Annotated in this window: 19 protein-coding genes and 1 pseudogene; 17 read left to right on the top strand and 3 right to left on the bottom strand. The window is 65.5% G+C overall.

Annotation, left to right across the window (positions count from 1 at the left end; all coding sequences use genetic code 11):
* The first annotated feature begins 36 nt into the window (after window positions 1-36).
* The 13 genes and pseudogenes from C7438_RS00655 (at window position 37) to C7438_RS00715 (ending at window position 13,375) form a co-directional block, all read left to right on the top strand.
* Window positions 37-693, top strand: coding sequence for a TraR/DksA C4-type zinc finger protein (locus C7438_RS00655; protein ID WP_147401944.1), 657 nt, complete (start codon window positions 37-39; stop codon window positions 691-693).
* 58 nt (window positions 694-751) lie between these two features.
* Complete coding sequence (locus C7438_RS00660; RefSeq protein WP_121443435.1) at window positions 752-2,782, top strand: EAL domain-containing protein; 2,031 nt, start codon at window positions 752-754, stop codon at window positions 2,780-2,782.
* 31 nt (window positions 2,783-2,813) lie between these two features.
* Window positions 2,814-3,341 (top strand): signal peptidase II, encoded by a 528-nt coding sequence (lspA, locus tag C7438_RS00665; protein ID WP_121443436.1) that lies wholly within the window; start codon window positions 2,814-2,816, stop codon window positions 3,339-3,341.
* Complete coding sequence (locus tag C7438_RS00670) at window positions 3,323-4,423, top strand: RluA family pseudouridine synthase (protein ID WP_211321991.1); 1,101 nt, start codon at window positions 3,323-3,325, stop codon at window positions 4,421-4,423. The genes lspA and C7438_RS00670 overlap by 19 nt, the downstream gene beginning before the upstream one ends.
* A gap of 283 nt (window positions 4,424-4,706) precedes the next feature.
* A pseudogene (pyrR, locus tag C7438_RS00675) lies at window positions 4,707-5,243 on the top strand (bifunctional pyr operon transcriptional regulator/uracil phosphoribosyltransferase PyrR); the annotation flags it as partial.
* Between the two features lie 81 nt (window positions 5,244-5,324).
* Window positions 5,325-6,791, top strand: coding sequence for a uracil-xanthine permease family protein (locus C7438_RS00680; RefSeq protein WP_121443438.1), 1,467 nt, complete (start codon window positions 5,325-5,327; stop codon window positions 6,789-6,791).
* Window positions 6,792-6,838: 47 nt separating this feature from the next.
* A complete protein-coding gene (locus C7438_RS00685) occupies window positions 6,839-7,888 on the top strand; it encodes an aspartate/ornithine carbamoyltransferase family protein (protein ID WP_170143452.1) in 1,050 nt (349 codons plus the stop codon).
* The gene (locus C7438_RS00690; protein ID WP_170143453.1) at window positions 7,860-9,335 is read left to right on the top strand and encodes a dihydroorotase; all 1,476 of its coding nucleotides are present in this window, start codon (window positions 7,860-7,862) and stop codon (window positions 9,333-9,335) included. Before C7438_RS00685 ends, C7438_RS00690 begins: the two co-directional genes overlap by 29 nt.
* A complete protein-coding gene (locus C7438_RS09525) occupies window positions 9,332-10,228 on the top strand; it encodes an iron-sulfur cluster-binding protein (protein ID WP_121443441.1) in 897 nt (298 codons plus the stop codon). The genes C7438_RS00690 and C7438_RS09525 overlap by 4 nt, the downstream gene beginning before the upstream one ends.
* A gap of 59 nt (window positions 10,229-10,287) precedes the next feature.
* A complete protein-coding gene (locus C7438_RS00700; RefSeq protein WP_121443442.1) occupies window positions 10,288-11,283 on the top strand; it encodes a dihydroorotate dehydrogenase in 996 nt (331 codons plus the stop codon).
* The gene (gene pyrF / locus C7438_RS00705) at window positions 11,280-12,104 is read left to right on the top strand and encodes an orotidine-5'-phosphate decarboxylase (protein ID WP_121443443.1); all 825 of its coding nucleotides are present in this window, start codon (window positions 11,280-11,282) and stop codon (window positions 12,102-12,104) included. The genes C7438_RS00700 and pyrF overlap by 4 nt, the downstream gene beginning before the upstream one ends.
* Window positions 12,105-12,211: 107 nt before the next feature.
* The gene (locus tag C7438_RS00710; protein WP_170143454.1) at window positions 12,212-12,904 is read left to right on the top strand and encodes an orotate phosphoribosyltransferase; all 693 of its coding nucleotides are present in this window, start codon (window positions 12,212-12,214) and stop codon (window positions 12,902-12,904) included.
* Between the two features lie 69 nt (window positions 12,905-12,973).
* A complete protein-coding gene (locus C7438_RS00715; protein ID WP_121443445.1) occupies window positions 12,974-13,375 on the top strand; it encodes an Hsp20/alpha crystallin family protein in 402 nt (133 codons plus the stop codon).
* Window positions 13,376-13,537: 162 nt separating this feature from the next.
* Here C7438_RS00715 and C7438_RS00720 read toward each other — a convergent pair whose 3' ends face one another.
* A complete protein-coding gene (locus C7438_RS00720; RefSeq protein WP_121443446.1) occupies window positions 13,538-14,557 on the bottom strand; it encodes an SLAC1 anion channel family protein in 1,020 nt (339 codons plus the stop codon).
* Window positions 14,558-14,866: 309 nt separating this feature from the next.
* On the opposite strand from C7438_RS00720, the gene C7438_RS08960 reads away from it, so the two are divergent.
* From C7438_RS08960 to C7438_RS00735, 3 genes are all read left to right on the top strand, one after another.
* Window positions 14,867-15,130 (top strand): hypothetical protein, encoded by a 264-nt coding sequence (locus C7438_RS08960; RefSeq protein ID WP_147401945.1) that lies wholly within the window; start codon window positions 14,867-14,869, stop codon window positions 15,128-15,130.
* A 306-nt stretch (window positions 15,131-15,436) separates the two neighbouring features.
* Window positions 15,437-16,162 carry a methyltransferase domain-containing protein gene (locus C7438_RS00730; RefSeq protein ID WP_434963938.1) on the top strand — a complete coding sequence of 242 codons (726 nt, stop codon included), beginning with the start codon at window positions 15,437-15,439 and terminating at the stop codon, window positions 16,160-16,162.
* Window positions 16,159-16,908 carry a Rossmann-like domain-containing protein gene (locus C7438_RS00735; protein ID WP_121443449.1) on the top strand — a complete coding sequence of 250 codons (750 nt, stop codon included), beginning with the start codon at window positions 16,159-16,161 and terminating at the stop codon, window positions 16,906-16,908. The genes C7438_RS00730 and C7438_RS00735 overlap by 4 nt, the downstream gene beginning before the upstream one ends.
* Here C7438_RS00735 and C7438_RS00740 read toward each other — a convergent pair.
* Window positions 16,863-17,399 (bottom strand): hypothetical protein, encoded by a 537-nt coding sequence (locus C7438_RS00740; RefSeq protein WP_147401946.1) that lies wholly within the window; start codon window positions 17,397-17,399, stop codon window positions 16,863-16,865. The two genes, C7438_RS00735 and C7438_RS00740, sit on opposite strands and share 46 nt — an antisense overlap.
* A 175-nt stretch (window positions 17,400-17,574) precedes the next feature.
* Here C7438_RS00740 and C7438_RS00745 point away from each other — a divergent pair, with 175 nt between their 5' ends.
* Entirely contained in the window at window positions 17,575-18,906 is a 1,332-nt protein-coding gene (locus tag C7438_RS00745; RefSeq protein ID WP_121443451.1) for a sensor histidine kinase, read from the top strand.
* A 54-nt stretch (window positions 18,907-18,960) separates the two neighbouring features.
* Here C7438_RS00745 and C7438_RS00750 read toward each other — a convergent pair whose 3' ends face one another.
* Window positions 18,961-19,656 carry an anaerobic ribonucleoside-triphosphate reductase activating protein gene (locus tag C7438_RS00750; RefSeq protein WP_121443452.1) on the bottom strand — a complete coding sequence of 232 codons (696 nt, stop codon included), beginning with the start codon at window positions 19,654-19,656 and terminating at the stop codon, window positions 18,961-18,963.
* Window positions 19,657-19,719 lie beyond the last annotated feature (63 nt).

Here is a 19,719-nt window from a genome sequence, read left to right on the forward strand (position 1 = left end):
GCGGTGCGGCGTTTTTCCCGAGGAGGCAAGATCGCCGTGCGTACGGAAGACCACCTCACGGATGAGCAACGGGCCACTTTACGGCGGATTTTGCAGGAACGCCTGCACGAGCTCGAGGCGAAGCTCGCCGCGGGTGCCGCCACGCTTGCGGAAACGGATGCGAGTTCCGAGCTTTCCCGCTACGACAACCACCCCGCCGACGACGGGACGCTCACGCACGACCGAAGCCGGGACCTCGCGCTCGCCCTGGATTACCGGGCGGAGCGGGAGGAGATCCTCCGCGCCTTGCGGCGGATGGAAGAGGGGATCTACGGCCTGTGCGAACGCTGCGGGGCGCCGATCCCCTTCGAACGCCTCCTCGCCGTACCCGCCGCGCGGTTTTGCCTCGAACACGAACGGGAGTTCGAGGATGTTCGCCGGCGCGAGACGCCCCGCAGGCCCGCAGAGGAGGAATACCTCCGGACGTGGTACGGGAGCGAAGGGGAAAGAAGGGCGGGGGAAACGCCGGGGATTTCCCCGGAAGACGTATGGGAAGAGGTGGAAAGTTTCGGGACATCGGACACGAGTACGGGAGAATTCGCGGCTCGTTCCGCTTCCTACTCTGCGGAATTTGCCGACACGGGAAATCCCGTGGAGGAGCTTCCTGCCAATCTTCAAGGAAAACCGCATAGTTCTTCCTATTTTCGGAGATAAACGCGAGATGCTACAATGAGCGGAGAAGCCGAAGTGCGAAACGGTGGTGCGTGGATCTATGGCTTCCCGCGAGCAAGACCGGGAGAGCGGCCCGTTTGCCGACGCGGAGAATGTCGATCGCGGTCGCGACGGAGAGGAAGCCGCACCTCGGGTTCCCGGCACGGTACTCGTCTTTACCGCCGCAGACAAATCGTCCAAGGATTGGCTCGTACGCCCCGTACTCGGCTGCGATTTCCTTACGTTTGCCGGAGAAGGTCGACGCCCTTCCGAGTGCGCGAATTCGGGCTGCTCTCTTGAGGTCTTCTTTCCCTCGGGGGCCAAGGCCGTCCGCCGAGCGCTGGACGCCGCCTACCGCCGCGGCTACGCCCTCACGGCTGTGCCGGAAGAACGCGGCATCGGTGTCCTGCACCTCTTCCCGGGCGATGCAGGGGTGCTCTTGGGCCTGTTTTTTCCACCCGACGCCCCCCGTCTCGTCGCCCCCTGCTGGAGGTCTCTCGCCAGCGTGGACACACCGATCTTCGTCCACGCGTACGGCAAAATCGTCTTCGCCAACGGTGCGGCCGTACAGGCGCTCGCCCGGGGTGGCGAGGCGGAGCTTTTGGGAAAGAGCCCGCTCAAGCTCTTCGTCCCCGAAGATCGGCCGCTCTTCTTCCGCGCGCTCATGGAGCCGGGGCGGGCGTTTCTCCTCCGTACCGCCGACTCCTACGGCGGGGAGCCCTTCTTCCTCCGCACGCGTCCCCTCGACGAAGACGCCGCGGGGTTTTTCGTCTCGAGCCTCGTCCCCGTACGCGAGGAGGAACGGACGGGGGACGTCCTTTTGGACATTCCCTCGCGCCAGGAGTTTCTCCGGACGCTCGATCGGCTCCTCCGACACAACGTGCCTCCCTTTGCCGTCGTGCTCGTGGACGTAGACCGATTCAAGGTATACAACGACGCCTTCGGTCCCGAGGTCGGGGACGAGCTCTTGCGTGCGGCGCGCGACCTCTTCCGCACGCTCGTCTCCGGGAACGGCCTCGTGGCGCGGATGGCGGGTGACGAATACGGCCTCGTATTCTTCTTGCCTTCGGAAGACCCGAAGGCTTTAGACGAGCTTCTCGCCAAGCTAACGACGGTCGCCCGCGGAGGCTACGACCCGTTCGTGGTCGAAGGACGGACGTACCACCTCACCTTTTCCGTCGGGGTCGCCGTCTACCCCGAGGACGGCCAAAGCGTTGAGGAACTCCTCCGGGCCGCCGAAGGGGCCCTCGTCCGCGCGAAGGAACGGGGGCGGGGAAAGGTCGTGCGCTACGTCCCCCAAGGGAAGGACGTGCTCGTCCGCCAGCTCGTGCTCGAAATGGACCTCTGGGGTGCCCTCGAACGTGGAGAATTGGTATTATACTATCAACCCCTGTACGACGTCCTGCGGGGAAAGCTCGTGGGGATGGAAGCGCTCCTGCGCTGGCGGCATCCGGAGATGGGGCTCATTCCTCCCGCGGAGTTCCTCCCTCAGGCGGAAGACACAGGGCTCATCGTTCCGATCGGGGAGTGGGTCCTTCGGGAGGCTTTGCGCCAGCTTGTCGCTTGGGAGCGCGAGACGGGCGAGGTGCTTCGGGCGTACGTCAACGTATCGGCGGTCCAGTTCGACGACCCGGAGTTCGTCCGCCGCGTGGCGGCCATCGTCGCCGAGAGCGGGGTGCAGCCGAACCGCCTAGAACTCGAGCTCACCGAGAGCGTCCTCATGCGCGACATCGAGGCGAGCGTCGAACGGCTCAAGGAACTCAAGGCGATGGGGATACGCATCGCCGTAGACGACTTCGGCACGGGGTATTCGTCCCTAAGCTACTTGCGCCGTCTCCCCATCGACGCCGTGAAGATCGACCGCTCCTTCGTGTGGGAGGTCAAGGACGAAAAGGATACGGGTACGATCGCGACGGCCGTGATCTACCTCGCCCACGCCTTGGGACTCGAAGTCGTCGCCGAGGGCGTGGAAACGGAGTGGCAAAAGGAATTCCTCGCCTCCAACAGCCTCCAGATCATGCAGGGGTATTACTTCGGGAAGCCGCTCCCGGCGGAGGAGTTTGCCGCCACCTACCTCCGCAAGGCGACCTAGGTTTGGGGAGCGCCTCCAAGGAGTTTGGGAAATGGGCCTTCGCAAACGGCTCTCGCTTTCGCCGAACGAAAGGACCGTCTTTTTCCGTGCGACGGGAGGGTATTTGGTTGCGGCGCTGGTCTTCCTCCTCGACCGCGCGGCCAAGGTGTGGGTCCTCCACAGCCTCCTCGTCGGGGAGAGCTTCCCCGTCTTCGACGGGATCCTCCACATCACTTCGGTGCGGAACACCGGAGCCTCTTTCGGGATGCTGCGTGGCGCCACGGAATTTCTCGCCCTTTTGAGCGCCGTGGCCGTGGTTATGCTCGTCTACCTCGTGTATCGGCTTTCGGCGTGGGGAAGAGGGTATTCCTTGGCCCTCGGGCTCGTGCTCGGAGGTGCGGCGGGGAACCTTTGGGACCGCATCGCCTACGGGGCGGTCGTCGACTTCATCGACGTCCGCGCGATCCACTACCCCGTCTTTAACGTCGCCGATGCGGCGCTCACCGTAGGAGGGATTCTCCTGGGCGCCCTCTTCCTCTTCGGAAAAAAGGGGAGAGCGCTTTGGAAGGGCGAATGGTAGGCAGAGAAGGGGAAGCGGAACGGATCTCCGTCGAAATTCCTCCGGAAGCGCACGGCGAGAGGATCGACCGCGTCCTCGCCTCCCTCCTTCCGGAGTTGAGCCGCGAGCGGATCAAGCGCCTCATCGCCGAAGGGCGGGTGCACGCGGGCGGCGTCCCCGTAGATGCGCCCAAGCGGCCGGCACGTGCGGGGGAACGCGTAGAGGTCCTCGTACCTCGCGATCCTCCGCTCGCGCTCGTCCCGGAAGACCGCCCGCTCTCCGTGCATTACGAAGACGCCTACCTCGCGGTTGTCGAAAAGCCGCGGGGCGTGCCCGTGCACCCCAGTCCGGGACACGAAACGGGAACGCTCGTCCACGCCCTCCTCGTCCGCTTTCCCGAACTGAGCCGAGCGGGCGGCGAACTTCGCCCAGGCATCGTCCACCGCCTGGACAAAGATACGACGGGACTCCTCGTCGTCGCCAAGAGCGACGCCGTCCACCACCGACTCGCGCGCCTCTTCGCCGCCCATTCGGTCTTTCGCGGCTACGTGGCCGTCGTTCACGGTCACCCCGACCCTCCCCGAGGTACGATCGTGGCCCCCATCGGACGCGATCCGCGCGATCGGAAGCGCATGGCTGTCGTGGCCGGGGGTCGGGAGGCGATTACCCACTACCGGATGCTCTTGGCCTGCTCGTCGGTCAGCCTCGTCGTCCTGCGTTTGGAGACGGGGCGCACGCACCAGATTCGCGTGCACATGCGGCACATAGGCCACCCCGTCGTGGGCGATTCCGTGTACGGCTACCGGCGCGAACGGTCCGGTACCCCCCTCCTTTTGCACGCCTTCGGCCTTCGGTTCACCCACCCCGTGACGAAAGAGCCAGTTCGGGCGTACGCACCGCCGCCGGAGGACTTTCGCGCAGCGTTCTTCCGCCTCTGTCCGGAAGGGAGTACGTCCGCGCGTGTACCGGGGGATTCTCTCGCTCCGTCCGCGCCTCCTCCGGAGGAAGTTTGGGCGCGCGTGGAAAAGCGCCTCCGGCGCCTCGTCTACGGTACCGAAGAGGTGCCTTCCGACTCCTTTCGTCCGGATCGGGCGGGTGATTGACAAACGCGGAGAAACGGAGTACAATCCACCCGAACCGAATCCGAGATGCGCGTTGCCTCCTTTAAGGCAGTCCGGCGAGGCTGACAAGGAGGGCAGGTTGGAGTCGACCGCGCGGGGCCGAAGTGCGCTCTTCGGCGCGGCGACGCGCTACATACAACCTACCTTGCCTACCCTCCACCCTCCCGGCGGGAGGGTTTTTTCGTGCCCGGAGAACCCCGTCGGAGTCCCTCGCGGATACGGCGGCAAGCGTTCGGGCCAGACGCAAACGAGGAGGCGGTATTCCGTGGCGCGCAACGTGGAACTCATGGACGAGGCGGCTGTCCGGCGTGCGCTCACGCGCATCGCCCACGAGATCGTCGAGCGGAATAAGGGGGTTGCCCACGTCGTCCTCGCGGGGGTACGCACGCGCGGCGTGTACCTCGCGCGGCGCCTTGCGGAACGACTGCGGGAAATCGAAGGGCAGGAGGTCCCCGTGGGCGTGGTGGACGTCACCTTGTACCGCGACGACCTCACCTACCTCAAACCTTCGGGAGATCCCCTCGTCCAGGGTACAGATTTTCCCGTGCCGATCGAAGGGAAGGTCGTCGTCCTCGTAGACGACGTGCTGTACACGGGGCGCACGGCGCGTGCAGCCATGGAGGCCGTGATTTCCCGCGGCCGTCCGGCGGCCATCCAGCTCGCCGTCCTCGTCGACCGCGGGCACCGGGAGCTGCCCATCCGCCCCGACTTCGTCGGCAAAAACGTCCCGACCTCGCGCGACGAGCGCGTCTACGTAGAACTCGTGGAAGTGGACGGCCGCGACCTGGTCACCTTGCGCGAGGCGCGTCGCGACCGGGACGGCCGAGGTCCGCAGGCGGAAGGCGCCTCTGAAGCTACAAGCGGGGGAGAGGAGTAGCGCCGCATGGCCCGTTCCGAGGAACGCCCGACGTCCTTCGGCATTCGCCCCCTCTACGACGTAGAAGACACTCCGCCTTTTCTTCGCCTCCTGCCCTTGAGCCTACAACACGTCTTTGCCATGTTCGGCGCTACGGTCCTCGTGCCGATCCTCACGGGACTGGACGTGCAGGCGGCGCTCTTGGCGAGCGGGTTGGGAACGATCCTCTTCCTCCTCGTGACGCGCGGCCGGATTCCGAACTACCTCGGCTCTTCCTTTGCCTTCATCGGCCCCATTCTCACGGTGACGCACGCGGCCGGGGTAGGGGCCGCCCTTTTGGGGGCGTTTCTCTCTGGCGCGCTGTACCTCGTCTTTGCTTGGCTCGTGCACCGTGCGGGAACGCGCTGGCTCGACGCCATCCTTCCTCCCGTTCTCGTCGGGAGCATCGTCGCCGTGATCGGCCTCGCGCTTTCCGGCGTGGCGGTGTCCTGGGCGCTCGCGGATCCCTTGCATCCGCAGGGCGGGAGCTCTCTCGCGGCGGCAGAGGTGGCCCTCGTCACCTTGGCGATCGTGCTCTTCGTGAACCTGTACGGCCGCGGCCTTCTGGGCGTCCTCCCTGTCCTCACGGGAGTCGTCTTGGGTACCGTCTACGCCTACCTCCGCCACCCGGACTGGTTCACCGCTGGACCCGACGGGGGATTCGTGGGCAAGGTGGCGCAAGCTTCCTGGTTTCTCACGCCGGCGGAGTTCTTTTCCCGCCACACGCACACGCTAGAAGTCGCCCGCGCCGCGCTCACGCCCGAGGCGTGGCTCTTCGCCCTCACGATTGCCCCCATCGCCTTTGTCACCCTCGCGGAACACATCGGCCACCTCCTCGTCACGGAGCGCGTGATCGGACGTCCGTTGGTCCCCCTCCTCCCGCGCTCGCTTTTGGGGGACGGACTGGCGGTGATGCTTGCGGCGTGGATTGGCGGGCCGCCGAGCACGACGTACGGCGAAAACATCGGCGTTCTTGCGGTAAGCCGCGTGTACAGTCGGGCGGTCCTCTTCGGAGCCGCCGGGTTTGCCGCGCTCCTCGCCTTTGTGGAAAAGCTCGGCGCTGCCCTCCTGGCCGTACCCAAGCCCGTCCTCGGGGGCGTGATGATCGTGCTCTTCGGCGTGATCGCCGCCCAGGGGCTTCGGATGTTCGTCGAGTACGGCGTCGACCTCGCCCACCGGCGCAACATGCTCCTCGTCGCCGTCGTCCTCGTGACGGGTATCGGCGGTTTTCGCTTCGACCTCGCGGGAACCTTTCCCGGCGGCGTGCCGTTCTCCCTCACGGTAGACAACATCGCTTTGGCCACCTTGCTCGGCATCTTTCTCCATCTCGTGCTTCCCGAACGCGCCGTCGCCTACGGCAAGACGACCTTGGCCGCCCAGGCGGCGGGCGAAGTTCCGTACGAGGGACGTTCCCCGCACCGCGGCGGCGAAGACGGCCCGCCTTCCCGGACGTGACTTTCCGCGCCCGCGCGAGCGGGCGTTTTTTCCGGAGGTGGCATGCGGTGCCCCACTTCCTTTCGGCCGAAGACTTCTCGCCCCGCCTCGTATACGCCCTCTTTCGGCTTGCGGGGGAACTTCGCGCACGGCAGGAACCTCCCAAGCTCCTCTCCGGCCGCTCGGTGGCCCTCCTCTTTGGCGAACCGTCCACGCGCACGCGCCTCTCCTTTTCCCTCGCCGCCATGCGCCTGGGCGCCGAAGTCCTCACCCTCGACGAGCGCCTTACGAGCCGGGCGAAGGGCGAGACACTCGCGGATACTTTGGAGGTCCTCGCCCTTTTGGGAGTAGACGTGGCCGTCGTCCGCACCTCGGAAGACGTCATCCGTCCGCCGGCGCTCTCTCCGTCCGTGGTGAGCGCCGGAAGCGGAACCGGGGAGCATCCGACGCAGGCCCTTCTCGACGCGTGGACGCTCTACGAGGCCTTCGGGCGCCTGGAGGGTCTTCGCCTCCTCGTCCTCGGCGACCTTCGGCACAGCCGGGTGTTCGGCTCGCACGCGCGTCTCCTCCCGCGCCTCGGCGTGCGCATTACGGCCGCCGCACCTCGTGCCTGGCTCGGTCGCGAGGAGGATTTGCCGGGTGTGGCCGAGCGCGTCGCCCTCGAAGACGTTTCCCTCGAAGACCTGCTCGCTTCCGCCGACGCCGTCCTCGTCCTCCGGCCCCAGTGGGAGCGCCACGCGCATTCCGCAGGCTCCTCCGCGTCTCCAACGCCCGTGTCGTACCTCGAGCGGTACGGGCTTACCGAGGCGCGGGCGCGCGCCCTACGCCCCGAATCCCGAATCCTCCACCCGGGCCCCGTAACGTGGGGCGTGGAAATCGATCCGTCCCTTCGAGAAGACCCGCGGATTCTCGTGCGCCGCCAGGTGGAAAATGGCCTCTACGTGCGCATGGCCGTCCTCGTCGCCGCGGGAGGGAACCTCGGGCCGTGCGAAGGCGACCGCGTTGCCGGCGAGGGAAATGCGGACGCCGAAGCCCTCGGCGGGGATCTGCCGTCTTATGCCGAGTCGCCCGTCCGGGAGGAGGGGAACCGTGCCTTTACCTCTCCTCTCCATCGATGACGTCTTCGTCCTCACGCCCGAGGGAAAGCTCGTCTACGGCCTTCTCCTCCTCGAGGAAGGGTTCGTCCGCTACGCCGGCCCGCGGGACGGGGTGGGGGGCTTGGGGGAACGGGTCTTTCGCATCGCGGGAGAGGGGATGTGGGCGCTTCCGGGCTTCGTAGACGCGCACGTGCACTTCCGCGAACCGGGCGGAACGCACAAGGAGACGATCGCCAGCGGAAGTCGTGCCGCTGCCCATGGGGGATTTACCTCGGTGCTCATGATGGCCAATACAGTCCCGCCTCCGGACACGCCGGAGCGGGTTTGGGAGATGCGCGCCGTCGCCCGCCGAACCGCCGTCGTCCGTACCTTTGTCACCGCTCCCGTGACGCGCGGGCAGACAGGGGAGGTTCCCGTGGACTTTGCCGCCCTCGCCGCCGCGGGCGTTCGCGCCTTTTCCGACGACGGCCTTCCCGTCCTCGATCCCGACGTCCTGCGGGAGGCCTTTTTCGCTTCTGCCCGCCTCCGGTTGCCGGTCCTCCTTCACGAGGAAGACCCTTCCCTTTCCCGGGGAGGGGTCGTCCATCCGAGCCCGTGGGCGAAAGGGCGGGGACTTCCGACGTATCCACCGGAGGCGGAGGCGTCGCTCATCGGCCGCGACCTCGCCCTCGGGGCTTTCGTTCCCGGGGCGCGGATCCACCTGCAGCACCTGTCCTCTCGAATTTCCGTAGAACTCGTCCGGCGCCTGCGCCCGCTTCTCGCCCGTCGGGGAGTCCACCTCACGGCCGAGGCGACGCCACACCACCTCGTCCTCACGTGGGAGGACGTGCGCCGATCCGCAGACGTTGCCGCCGGAGCCGAACGGTTGCCGGTCGCGACCCGACCCCAGGACGCAAAGATGAACCCTCCCCTCCGCGAAGCCGAGGATCGGGACGCCCTCGTCCGTGCCCTCCGGGAGGGGGTTGTCGATTTCGTGGCCACGGACCACGCCCCCCACGCTCCGGAGGAAAAGGCCCTCCCCCTCGAACGGGCCCCCTTCGGGATCCTCGGTCTGGAGACGGCCTTTCCCCTCTTGTACACGGAACTCGTCCTCCGGGGAAGGCTTTCCCTAGGAGAACTCGTGGACCGCATGTCCCGCATCCCCGCACGATTTCTCGGGATTCCCGGCGGCGAACTTCGAGCGGGCGTTCCGGCCGATCTCGTCCTCGTGGATCCCTACCTCCCGCGTTCTGTCGTCCCCGAGAGGCTGGCGTCCAAGAGCCGCAACAGCCCCTTTTTCGGACGTCTCCTACGGGGTTGGCCGGTCCTAACGCTCGTGGGGGGGCGCGTGGCTTACGCAGATTCCGAACTCTTCTCCCGCGCCGTGCGCGACCTCCTTCCGGATGCCCACGTTGTTCCGCCGAACGTCGGGGCTGGGAGAGAGATCGGCGACGGCGCGGAGTTCGCCCAGGGGAGCGTGAGCTCGTGACTTCCTCGATTGCCGACGTCGCGACGCCTACCCCCTTTGCCGATCTGCCGTTTTTCGTGAAGGACGTGCAGGCGCTTACGTCCGACCTCGTCCTCCTCGACACGGTTCCCGCAGAGTCCCTCCCTCCGGACGCCCAACCGGGACAGTTCTTCCAAATCCTCCTGGAGGGCGGGGAGGTGTACCTCCGCCGCCCCTTCAGCCTCGTCACCCGCCTGGGCGTCGTCCACCGCTTTGCCGTGCGCGTCGTCGGACGCGGGACGTCCGCCATCGCCCGGCTTCGCCCGGGGGATCGGCTTCGCCTCTTAGGACCTTTGGGCACGGGGTTCCCCCTTGCGCCGCCCGGAGCGCGCAAGCTCCTCCTCCTCGCGGGCGGCGTGGGGGCCGCGCCGCTCGCCTCCGTCCTCGCCGCCGTCGCCGCAGGAAAGACGGCCTTTCGAACCTCCGACGTAGCCGTCGTCCTCGGGATCCGCCGGAGCGAAGAGGCCGTTCTCGCCCGCCTTTTCCGTCCCTGGGCGGAGCCCCTTCTCGCCGTGGAACGTCCGTCTCGCGACGCAGAGGGGAGGGTCGTTCCTCCGGTGGCGTTTCCCGGTACGGCGCTGGACGCGGCGTTTGCGCGTTGGCAAGAGCTGTGGCCCGACCCCGTCCCTCCGGAGGAAATCGCCGTCTTCGTCGCCGGACCGAAGCCCATGCTTGAGGCGGCCTTTCGCCGTCTCCCCGCCGCGGCGCGCGTGTACGGCGCCTTCGAGGCACCCATGGCGTGCGGAACCGGACTTTGCCGCGGCTGCGTCGTCGAGACAGCGGTGGGGAACGTACGTCTCTGCCGCGAAGGCCCCGTCCTCTCCCGCGAGGTGCACTTCCCCCACCTCGCCCCCCGAGAAGGCGATGCGTCCTAGGCGGCTTTCCCTGTGACGCCCCCTAGCCCCTCCGGTGCAGGAACGAGAGGAGGTTTGCTGTGTTTTCGTCCGAATCCGACGGGAGTCGGCGGACACCGAAGTCCGTCGACCTCACCGTTTCCCTCGGCCCCCTTCGCCTCGCCAATCCCGTGCTCCCGGCTTCCGGGACGTTCGGGTACGGCCTTGAGGCGATGGAGTGGCTCGACCTTCGTCGGCTGGGCGCTGTGGTCCTGAAGTCGACCTCTCTCGCCCCCCGGCCCGGACACCGTGGGGTTCGCGTGGCGGAGACGCCCTGCGGAATGCTCAATGCCATCGGCCTAGAAAACCCCGGAGTCCGGGAGGCGCTCGCGCTCGTGGAACGCCTCCCCGAGGGGGTCGTCCTCGTGGCGAGCATCTTCGGAAACACCGAAGACGAATACGCGGCCGTGGCCGAGGCCTTTTCCCGCTCGCCCCGCATCTCCGCGCTCGAAATCAACCTCTCCTGCCCGAACGTGGCCGAAGGCGGTCTCGCCTTCGGGCGAAATCCCGAGGGCGTGGCGAGGGTTACGGCGCGCGTGCGCGCCGCGACGTCCTTGCCCTTGTGGGTAAAGCTCTCTCCGGATACGTGCGACGTCGTTGCAGCGGCGAAGGCCGCCAACGCCGCCGGGGCCGACGCCCTCGTCCTCGGAAACACGATGCCCGGCCTCGCCGTCGACCGGCGGACGTACGCCCCCGTCCTCGCAAACGTCACGGGCGGCCTTTCCGGCCCCGCGCTCAAGCCCATCTCCCTCCGCCTCGTCTACGAAGTGTACCGACACGTCCCCTTGCCGATCATAGGCGTCGGCGGGATCTCCGACGCGGAGGACGTCTTGGAGTTCCTCGCCGTCGGCGCGAGCGCCGTCCAAGTCGGAACCGCGGCGCTCCGGGATCCCTTCGTGTTCGAGCGGATTCTCGCGGAGCTTCCCGCCGCCCTGCGCGCCGTCGGGGTCGATCGTGCGGCGTCGTTCGTCGGAATCGCCCACCGTGGCGGACTCCGCGCCCTCGCGCCTTCGGAAGGAAGGGGGGAGGCGGAATGATCCCCTTGTCCCCTGCGCAAAAGCCCTTCGACGACGATCCACGAAGTCGCCTCTTCGTGGCCCTCGACGTCCCCTCCCGGCAAGAGGCGGAAAACCTCCTCTCCCGGCTCGGGGGAAGCGTTCGGCGGGTTAAGGTCGGATTGGAACTCTTCTTCGCCGAAGGCCCACGGTTCGTGGAAGTCCTCGCGGAGCGCGGCTACGAGGTCTTCCTCGACCTCAAGCTCCACGACATCCCCCATACCGTCTACCGCGCGGCGCGCCTTCTTCCCGCGGGAGCGGTCCTCTTCCTCACGGTTCACGCGTCCGGAGGCAGGGAAATGGTGCGTGCTGCCTACGAAGGAATCCGGGAAGCGCGGGTACGGGGAGAAAAGCACCAGGCATCCCCCAAGGACGTTCTCGCGGTGCAAAACTCACCGAGCTACGCCCCGCCGTACCTCCTCGGCGTCACCTGGCTCACGTCCTTAGGCGAGGCGGAGTTCGCCCGCTTCGGCATCGATCGCCGGCAAAGCGTCGGCATCCTCGCGGAAGAAGCCCTGCTCGGCGGGGCGGCGGGCCTCGTCGTCTCGGCGTGGGAGGTCACCTCCCTCCGCGCCGCCCTGGGACCCGGTCCGATCTTCGTCGTTCCGGGAATCCGCCCCGCCTTTTCCCGAGGGGAAGACGACCAAAGGCGCGTTTCCTCCCCGGGGGAGGCCATTCGTTCCGGCGCCGATGCCGTGGTCGTCGGACGCCCTATCGTTTGGGCACCCGACCCCCGCAGGGCTGCGGAGGCGATCCTCGAAGAGATCGCCGCCGCCCTTTTTGATCTGCCTCCCAGGCGATAAAGGGCTAAAGGGGGCTTTCTTTCCGGCGGCAGGTGCCCCGTCCGGACGGATCGCCCCGCACGTTGTGGAACTTCAGGACGCCTGGGATTTCCGGGAGGGATCCATTCGTGGCATCCGACCGCTTCGACGTTCCCCTTCGGGAAGAGGCTCTGGGTTTGGCGGATCTTCTCCTCGAAGTGGGCGCCGTCCACGTACGGCCCGAGGAACCGTTTCGCTTTCGCTCAGGCCTGTCCTCCCCCGTCTATGTCGACCACCGCATCCTCCTCTCGCGGCCCTCGGCGCGGAAGGCATTTGTCGACGCCCTCACGGACCGCGTGCGGCACGTCCGCGATTCCCTTTCTCCCGCTTCCGCAGAGGGCCACCTCCTCACCGTGGCGGGGGTGGCGACGGGGGCGATCCCCTACGCCGCCTGGGTTTCCGACCGCCTTGGGTTGCCCATGGTCTACGTACGGGCCGAACGCAAGGAACACGGCCGCGGCCGCCGCGTGGAGGGGGAACTCCGCGCGGGTACCCCCGTCGTGCTTCTCGAGGATCTCCTCACGACAGGCGGGACGACCCTCGAGGCGGTGGACGCCTTGGAGAACGAGGGTGCGCGCGTCCTCTCCGTCTTCGTCCTCTTTACCTACGGGTTTCCTCAAGGGCCCGCCCGCCTCGCGGAACGCGGCACCGCCTTTTCCGCCCTCACGGACTTCGTCGCCCTCCTCCGAGCCTTGGAGCGGCGCGGACGAACACACGAGGCGGAAATCCTTCGGCGTTGGTGGGAGGACGTCTCCCGCGCCGGCGAGCGGGACGCGGAGTAAGGACGCCCCTGGGTGAGCGCCGCGGCGCTGTCCCCTTTGGCGCATACACAGGCGGCAGGGGGACCGACCGTGTGGGACGGATTTTGGGACGACATCCGGCGGCTCTTCTCCGACCTCCGCCTTTCGGCGGCCGACCTCTTTCGGGGATCTCCGGCGATGCGCGTGTACTCCCCCGACGCCCAGACGGTCGTCGTGGAAATCTCCGTTCCCGAAGGGTTCACTTCCGACGAGGTGGACGTCGCCGTCGACCGCCGCCTCCCCCACGTTCGCGGCCGCGTCGTGCATCGGTACGTCGAGAGAGAAGGCGTGCGGGAGACGCGGCGCGCCTTTGCCTGGAGTTTCCCTCTTCCCGTAGGGGTGGATCCGGACCGCGTTCGCGTCGAGCGGGGGCCGCGCGTCCTCCGCGTCGTCTTGCTTCGCCGCACCGCCCTCCCTGAGGGGGAGCCTCCTTCGGCGCTTCCGCCCCCGTAAGGGTGGGACGGACGCCCGTTTCGACCTCCCTCCGCGCAGAAAAGGCGCAAAGACAAAAAAACGAAGGGGCGCACAGCGCCCCTTCGCGCGTTTGGTCGTCGCCGCGAGGTTTTTTCCGGAGAAACGGGCGGGGGAAGCTCCCGCCCGTTTTCGCTTTGCCTTTCAATCTTCCTTGACGCAGAGGTGGCGCATCTTGAGGAGTTTGTACGTCTTCCACGTGAAGAAGGCGAGCCACGTGAGAAGCACGACGTTGAAGAAGTGGGCGAGCCAGCGGAAGATTTCTTCGTGCGTCATGTGGTACGCGAGGATCGTGGCGATCGTGAGGGCGGCGCTGGGAAAGAGATACGCCCACCAGGAAATGTAGAAAGGAATCCGCGTGTACATGCGGAACTGGAAGAGGAAGAGAAGGGCCATGAAGAGGGCGATGCTGTAGAGGATTTGGGCAAAGATGTCGAAGCAGCCCGTGAGCTTCACGTAGGAGATGCACCCGACGGCGGGCGGGGCCATGAGGATGAAGAACGTCGGCACGAGCTTGATGGGAAGCGGAGCGTGGAAGAAGATTCGGTAGAAGAAGATCGTGCCGAGGACGATGCTGAAGAACAGGCCGACGCCGAAGAAAAACACGTTGATTCCGAGCGGGGCGAATTCCACTCCCGCCACGGGGACTACGATGTTCCCTACGAAGGGGATGAACCAGGCGGGGTTGTAGTGCTGGATCTCAAAGGTGTCCTGGTGGATGAGCTTGTTCAAAATCGCCAAGGTAATTCCCAGGTGAAGCGGCGTTCCGATCCACCAGAGGACGCGGGCGATATCCGGTACGAAGTCGAGGTAGGCAATGCTGAGGAGGAGAAAGCTTACGGAAAAGGCGGCAAAGAAGTTGATGCGCGTCGGGTGATTGAAGTCGCGGACGATCTCCTCCGGCCAGCGGATCGCGCGGACGATCTGAAGGAGGGTAAAGGCCGCGAAAAACGCGCTCGCCAAGACGAGGAGGGCTCCCGAGAGGATGTGGGGGACATCGAACAGGGTTTCCGTACGGTGGGTTGCGATGGTCACGCCCGCGATTCCCATCACGAGGGAGAAAAGGGCGATGGGGAAGTAGCGGAGCCCGCGCTCGACGTGTTCGCCGGAGGAGAGCTTTTCCGCATGCGGGCGAAACCCGCGAACGGCTTCAGGTTGTGCCATCGTCCTTTCCTCCCTTCCCGGAAAATTTTCCCGCGGTCGGAGCGGCCGGTCCCGTTTCCGGACCGGAGGAGTCGAGAATCGTTCTTGTTCTTTTTCCGAGAAAGACTATACCTATTTGCGGGAAAGATGTCAAGGAGGTGCGAGGTGCGAGCACGCACGTTTTATGGTTTTCATTTCCTTTCAGAAATGGGGCGGAGCGGGGGGAGGGAATGGAGCCCCTTTTTTATTGGCCTCTCGGCGGCCCCTTTTGGTACAATGAGAAACAAGGCGGGAAGTGCGCACACGCACCTGGAAAGGGTGGCAAGGCCCATGGGGGGATACATCGTCTACCGGTTTTCCGGCGTTTCCGAAGTGCTCGAGCAACGTTTTTCCACGCTCAAGCTGGCGATGCGCAAGGCGTATCTGGACTGGGCATACCGCCGCTTTTTGCCCCTCACGATCGAAGTTCCCGGGGGCCCTTCCTTTGACGTAGACGCGATGCGCGCGTTTTGGGAAAAGGAAGGGTGGCCCACGGAAGGCCAAGGGTTTTGGAAAGGCGGAGCGCCCCGCGGGATTCTGCAGTGGGAAGGGTAGTTGGGAGACGAGAGAGCGGACAGAGGTAGGCCGAGGTGGCACGATTTCCTCGGTCTTTTCTTCGTTTTTCGCTCCGGCGGCGGAAAGTTTTGCTCCCCAGCGCCTTTGGAGGTAAAATACAAAAAGAATCGAGGTTGAAAGCGTTTACCGATCGGAGAGAGGTGGCGCTTCGTGGCGATCGACGAAGCCGTATTCCGCGCACTTTGGCCGGGAGGGCCCGCGCGCTATGCCGAACAAGAGTCGTTTTGGAACCGTCGGGCGGACGAGTTCGGACGCCTGCTCGAGGATCCCGAACGCAAGCGGCGCGTGGAGGACCTGCTCGCCTGGTTCAACGCGGAGGGCGTTCCCCGACCGCCGGCGCGCGTATTGGACATCGGGTGCGGGCCAGGGACGTACGCGATCTTTCTCGCCCAAGAGGGCTACGACGTCACCGGCGTAGACATTGCGGAACGGATGGTAGAAAGGGCTCGCGCGTACGCCGAACGCTACGGCGTCGCGGACCGCACGCACTTTGTGCAGGCGGTTTGGGAGGAGTTGGACTTGGACGCCGTGGGCTGGCGTGGCGCCTTCGACTTCGTCTTTGCCTCCAATACGCCCGCCATTCGCAACGCCGACGCCTTTCTCAAGATGGTAGAGGCGTCGCGAAACGCAGGTTTTCTCTCCAGCTTCGTCTGGCGGCGAGACAGCCTGCGGGAAGAACTCGAGGCGGCCTTGGGCTTTCGGCCGCCGGAAGACGTGTTTCGCGAGGCGTTCGACGAGCCTCGCGTTTACGCGGTGCTCAACCTCCTCTGGCTTCGCGGCTTTCATCCGTCCGTAACGTACCGCCGCGGCGGGTGGACGCAGCGGCTCACCGTCGAAGACGCCATAGACCGCTACCTCCGGCGCTTCATCCGCGAGGCAAAAGACGAGGAGGCCCTGCGGAGGGAAATCCGCGCCTTCCTCGAACGCCGTGCCGACGCCGAGGGAACGGTCACGACCCACGTGCGCACCAAGATGGCCTGGATCTTTTGGCGAAAGGAAGACGACGAATGATCGTTCGGGAGATCGCCCGACGCCTCGCGCCGTACGCGCGCGACCTGCGCGTCGTGGACTACGGACTGTGCCTTTTGGCCGCCTACGTCGTCGTCGAGGGACCGGACGGACGCCGGGCCTTTGGCGCGGCCCACATTCCGCACGAGGACATCCACCGGGTGGGGCGCGTCCATCCCCCCGAACTCGGGGCCCTAGAGCGGTTCGTCGTCGATCCCCATCCCCTCAACCGCGTGCTCGGCCTCGCCATGGCGAACGCCGTAAGTCAGTACCACTATCCACCCGTGCGCCGGGCCGATTCCGACGCGTTGATCCAGCGGCTCGTCGCCTATCCGGACCCCATCTGCCTCGTGGGGAACATGAGCCCCCTCGACCACCTGTTGCGCGATCGCGGGAAGGACGTCTGGGTGTTCGAACGTTCTCAGTCGCTCAAGGGTCCATTCTCCTTTTCCGACGTGGAGGAGCCCCTCCTCCTCCCGCGTTGCGGGGCCGCCGTGATCACGGGGATGACGCTCAACAACTTCACCGTCGACCGCGTCCTCGAGCTCGTTTCCGGGTACCGCGTCCTCGCAGGGCCTTCGGCGAGCATCCTTCCTCAAGTGCTCGAGGGACTCGGCTTCGACGCCCTCTTTTCCATGACGTATTCGTCCGTGGACGCGCCGCTTCGCCACGTAAAGCTCGGCGGGTTTCTCTCGCCGGCAATTCACGTCGACCTTGGGACGCCGTTCTTCTGGGAGTTTCCCGATTGACGCGGTTCCGGCCAGGTGAGGGGGGAGACGTCGAAGCGCACCCCGAGGACGAAGAGCCGCTTTTGCGGGTCCCAGGCGGCGAGGTACTCCGCATACGGTTCGCGATAGGTGCGAAAGAGGGGGCGCGTCCACTCCCGGCCCTCGCCGAGAACCCCTAAGCGCTCGAGGAAAAACGAGATTTCGGAGAGAGAGACTTGAGCCTGCGTGGCGCGGAAAAAGCGTACCGCGGTGCGAAGGCGGGCAAGGTTTGGCGGTACGGCGCGGGAGAGGAAGGCCGCGGAGTATACGGAACGGAAGGCGCCGTCTTCGCCTACGTGACCGAACCATACGGCAACGCCGTCGTTCTCGCGCGCGCTCCAAAAGCGCGCGCGTGGGGGAGACGTAGGTGGGTTCGGCAAGGCGCTCCCGCCTCGTTCCCAGGAGTTTCTCAACGGGACGCCCAAGTCCCGCAGGCGGACGACGAGTTCCCCCGGGGTAGACGGTCGGATCATGTGCGCTCTCGCGGGCACCGCGCGACGCGGCGGTGCCCAGAAGTTCACCTCCGCATGGCACGCCCCCTTCGTGGGGGCTTTTTCTTTCCTCAGTTTTCCACTTCGGGGTCCTGTGCATTCGGAGTGAATTCTGCCGAACCCGAGGAATAGAGGTAAGATAGAAGATGGCGAAAGGATGACGGGGATGGAGCTTCTGCGCGACGGAGTGGCGTTTTTCGGAGCCGCTGTGTTTTTCTGGTGGGGGTACCGGATCCTTCTTGAGGCGCTTTCTCCCTTAGGGGAAACGAAGAGGGGATCCGGTGCCCTTGTGCGCTTCTCCGTCGAGGTCCTCTCCGTTGCGTGGGTTGTCGTGAGTTTCTCGACGATGTCGCGGTGGTCGTTTCCTTCCGGCGCCGAGTACAGCCTCTTTCTTCCCTACGTGGTTGCCATGACGACGCGTCGCTTCCCGATCCTCCTCGTGTCGTCTCTCTTCCCCATTCTCTACTTCTTCGGTTCCCCCGTAGGGGAGGCCCTCGTTCTCGGCCTTGTAGGCGCCTTTAGTGGGTACCTCGGAAAAGGAGGGGGGATCGATGTCCGGTCCCCCTTTCGCCTCGACGGCCTCCTCCTCCTCGCCGCAGCGTTCTTCGCCTACGCCCTCGTTTGGTTGGGCGGCCGTGTCGGACCACTTCGCGACGTCTTCTCCGTCCGTCCGCCTTCGCCCCTGCCCCTCTGGATGGGATTCGCCTTGGTCGTCTTTGCCGCCGCGTGGCTCTTCGACGTGCACGCAGAGCGGCTTCACGTGTTTCCCTCCCGCGAATCTGCCCGGGAGCGGCGGCCGTTCGTCGCCGTGTTTGCCCACGAACTCAAAAACAGCTTGGCCGTCCTGCGCGGGTACCTCCAGCTCAACGCGCGGGCGATGCCTGCCGCGCAGCAGAAGCTCCTCCTGAGCGAAGTCGACCGCGCACAACTTCTGGCAGAAGAGCTCCTCGACTTGTACGTTCCCAAGCCCTTGCAGAGAAAGGACGTCGATCCCGTAACTTTGCTCACCGAGGTACACGAACTCATGCGGCCGTATGCCAACCAGGCGGAGGTCTACCTCGCCCTCCGCTATCAGTCGTTCCACGAAAAGGCATGCGCCCTCGATGCCCGACGGGTACATCAGGCGCTCGTGAACGTGATCAAAAACGCCATCGAAGTCTCTCCCCCGGGTGGCACCGTGACGTTGGAGCTCCGGAAGGAAGGGGAGTACGTGGTCTTTTCCGTGGCGGACGAAGGTCCGGGAATTCCAGAGCCCCAGCGCGCGCACGTATTCGATCCCTTTTGGAGCAACAAGGCGGGCGGTACGGGCATCGGCCTTTTCCTCACGCATCGAATCGTCGTCGCCCACGGGGGGAAGATCGAGATCGAAGAGCGAAACCCGCATGGAACGATCTTCCGCCTCGTCTTCCCCTGCCGGGCTCACACGGCGCTCGAATCCGAGGCGTTCGACGCATACGGGCGAGAAACGCCCGAAGATCTGTCTTTTTGAGGCGTTTACGAGAAACCGCCGGGGAAGCCCACCTTATTTAAAGGTGGGAGAAGGTCACGCGTACGTCCGAAGGAGCACTTCTTCAATCCCTTCCGGAAGGCGCTTTTTAATTTCTTCGAGCATGGAGGCGGGCGTGGGAGTTTCCCCGCTCGCCTCTACGTCTTTTACGCCGGGGGAAGGGCGGTAAGCTTGAAGCGCGTAGCGCTTGCAAGGGGCGACCCAGCGGGCGATTTCTAAGACGTCCTCTACCGTGTGAAGCCTTTCTACAACCGTCGTGCGGAATTCGTAGTCGGGGGCGAGGGCCTTTATGAGCTCTATCGATTCGGCTACGCGGTCTACGTCGCGGAGGTCCCAGACGTATTCGCCGTACTTTTCCCGGGGCGCCTTGACGTCCATGGCGATGTAGTCCACGAGCCCTTCGCGGAAGAGGGCTTCCAGTACGTGCGGCCTAGAGCCCTGAGAGTCGAGCTTTACCTTGAGGCCTAAGTCCTTGATTCGCCTGAGAAGTTCGGGAAGTCCCTTCCAAAGCGTAGGCTCTCCCCCCGTGATGCAAACGCCTTCTAACGCATCTGCGCGAGAGCGCAAGTACGCGAGGAATTCGTCTTCTGTCCTCCTAGGATTCGGCTGCACGCGGATGAGTTCGGAGTTGTGGCAGTACGGACAGCGGAAGTTGCAACCGCTTATGAAGGCCGTAGCGGCGACGTGCCCCGGATAGTCCACGAGCGTAAGGGGAAGGAAGTCGTAGAACACGGCAAAAACCTCCTTTTTAGAAAAACGGGGGAGTGCGAGGGGGCTGTAATCCCCCTCAATTTA

The organism is Brockia lithotrophica, from assembly GCF_003633725.1.
Classification (GTDB): Bacteria; Bacillota; Bacilli; order Thermicanales; family DSM-22653; genus Brockia; species Brockia lithotrophica.